The organism is Paenarthrobacter sp. NPDC018779, from assembly GCF_044391085.1.
Classification (GTDB): domain Bacteria; phylum Actinomycetota; class Actinomycetes; order Actinomycetales; family Micrococcaceae; genus Arthrobacter.
The window spans coordinates 1-2,221 of the sequence record NZ_JBIRZS010000051.1 but is presented as its reverse complement, the minus strand read 5'-3'; the positions used below and the strand labels follow the sequence as shown (position 1 = coordinate 2,221).

Annotated in this window: 3 protein-coding genes; 2 read left to right on the top strand and 1 reads right to left on the bottom strand. The window is 60.5% G+C overall.

Going from position 1 to position 2,221, the window contains the following annotated elements; translation table 11 throughout:
- Positions 1–404 precede the first annotated feature (404 nt).
- Both ACH488_RS21910 and ACH488_RS21905 read left to right on the top strand, forming a co-directional pair.
- The gene (locus tag ACH488_RS21910) at positions 405–596 is read left to right on the top strand and encodes a hypothetical protein (protein ID WP_397326704.1); all 192 of its coding nucleotides are present in this window, start codon (positions 405–407) and stop codon (positions 594–596) included.
- Positions 597–629: 33 nt separating this feature from the next.
- Complete coding sequence (locus ACH488_RS21905; RefSeq protein WP_397326703.1) at positions 630–1,205, top strand: HhH-GPD-type base excision DNA repair protein; 576 nt, start codon at positions 630–632, stop codon at positions 1,203–1,205.
- A 69-nt stretch (positions 1,206–1,274) separates the two neighbouring features.
- On the opposite strand, the gene ACH488_RS21900 is transcribed toward ACH488_RS21905, so the two are convergent.
- Positions 1,275–2,060 carry a hypothetical protein gene (locus tag ACH488_RS21900; RefSeq protein ID WP_397326702.1) on the bottom strand — a complete coding sequence of 262 codons (786 nt, stop codon included), beginning with the start codon at positions 2,058–2,060 and terminating at the stop codon, positions 1,275–1,277.
- Between the last annotated feature and the right edge of the window lie 161 nt (positions 2,061–2,221).

The following is a 2,221-nucleotide window of genomic DNA, read 5'->3' as shown; positions in this document are numbered from 1 at the left end:
AACGAAACACAACCACCCCCACCGGAAATCACGGCAAGAAGCAGCTGCAAAAATTCGAAACCAGCTGAAAACCAAACCACCACACACGGGGGTGCATGATAATCCGGCAAAAATTTCAACCAATCAATAAAACAATCGGTATCAACAAACTTGGCACACTATTGAGTTCTCAAACAACAGACCCCTCAAAACATCACCCACCAGCACACCACACAAAGCAGCACACCACAATGGGCCATTGGAAAAGAAGGATTATTATTGGCCGCCAACCGAACCGTACACACCTTCCGGCTTTCCGTTTCGCTCCCGGCGACTCAGAAAACAATACACGCCCCCAACCCCCAACGCAAATCCACCCCCCAAACAACCCCCACCCAACACAACAGGACACACATGAAACCCACATGAAATCCCCACGAACACCCCCAACTCCCGCGGCACACAGCCACACCCCAACCCACAAAGCCAACCACCCGCCGTCGTACATTCCGCTGGCGGGTGACCAGCCACGCGAACCGGTGCTCCGTGACGAAGCGGCCGTAAGCCCCCTGAGGGGAGTCGAGATCCTCCTGGTCGGCCGGCTGCCCGCCCCCTAGGAGATGGCCGCGCACAGGTGGGAGGATAAGCCCATGGAATTGCACATCACAGGAGATGCTGCTGCCGACCAACTCCTCAGTGACGACGCCTTCGCGCTGCTGACCGGCATGCTGCTCGATCAACAAGTGACCATGGAATCCGCCTTCGCAGGGCCTGAGAAGATCCGCTCACGCATTGGGTCGCTGGAGCCCGGCGCCATAGCGGCCTTCGACCCTGCCGGCTTTGTGGATGTCTTCAAGCAGACTCCGGCTGTCCACCGTTTCCCGGGTTCCATGGCTGGACGGGTACAGGCATTGGCCGAGACAGTCCACCAGGACTGGGACGGCCAGGCAGCTGCCATATGGACACGAGACAACCCAAGCGGGGCAGAGGTACTACGGCGGCTGAAAGCCCTGCCGGGTTTCGGGGACCAGAAGGCCAAAATTTTCCTGGCACTCCTCGGAAAGCAGTGTGGTCTCCAGGCGGAGGGTTGGCGCGAGGCTGCCGGCCATTACGGCGAGGAGGGCTCGTACCTGTCCGTCGCAGACATTGTGGATCCGGACTCTTTGGTAAAGGTCCGCGCGAGTAAGCAAGCCGCGAAAGCTGCTGCCAAGGCTGCGAAGGCCTGATCCCTGCTTTAAGACAGCTAAGGCCCCGCATCTGCGGGGCCTTACCTGTCTGCAGCCTGGTACGGCGGATCACCGTCGGGACGGCAGGATGATCTCACGCGAAGGCACGACGGCGGCGTTCACCACGGCGCGATCGCCCAGCGGGCGTTCCAGGTGGACTGTGAACGGCGTGTGCGGATTGCTCTGGCAGGAAGCCGCCTCGAGCGCCGCTCTCCGAACCCCGACAACGACTTCCACGGTCGTCTCCGTTTCGACGAGCTTCACCACTTTCACCCTCCCTTCGGCGTTCTGCCCTGAGTTGCAATCAAACTCCGTGACGAGCAAAGGGACGCTGCTGCCGTTGGGGTCAGGCCGTGAAGAAGGGTCCAAGGTCACAGCACCGGCCCTCAGATCTCCCAAGTCCAAGGTAGGCGTACAGGCGGACGCCTCGACCACCGCCCACACCGGTTTGCCTGGTTCCGAAGCCATGGAGTCAGTGGAAATGATCACGTAGACGTACTCGCGGACGTCGCCTGTTCCATCGTCCTTCGGTTCGGCGAGCTTGTTCATCAGCATGACCCTACTGCTGCTCTCCTGAGCGATGAGCCAAGATTCAGCGTGGAACTGTTCCACGTCACGTCCGCTGAGCGCCGGCAGCGCTTCGGGTCCGAGCTCCGTGGCGAGCCTGCGGTTCTCCAACGCCTCCAGCGGAATTTCATTGCCTTGGCACAACGCCACATCGGGCGTAATCTCCGAAACCGGACTGGCTGCAGGTGGGCTCCCTTGGATCTGATCAGGGGCTGCGCATCCCGCGGCCAGGAACGTGAACGCCAGCACGGCAACTGTCCATGTCTTCGACGATGCTTTCATCCCCATACCGCTCAGGCTACGCTCCGATTCGCGATGCCGGGTCTGCAGGACGCCGATTCCTGGTACATGGTGTGTTAAATGTGTGGAGCCCCGACCGTCGTGGTCGGGGCTCCAACTGTAATGGTTGTCCGGCGGTGTCCTACTCTCCCACACCCTCCCGGGTGCAG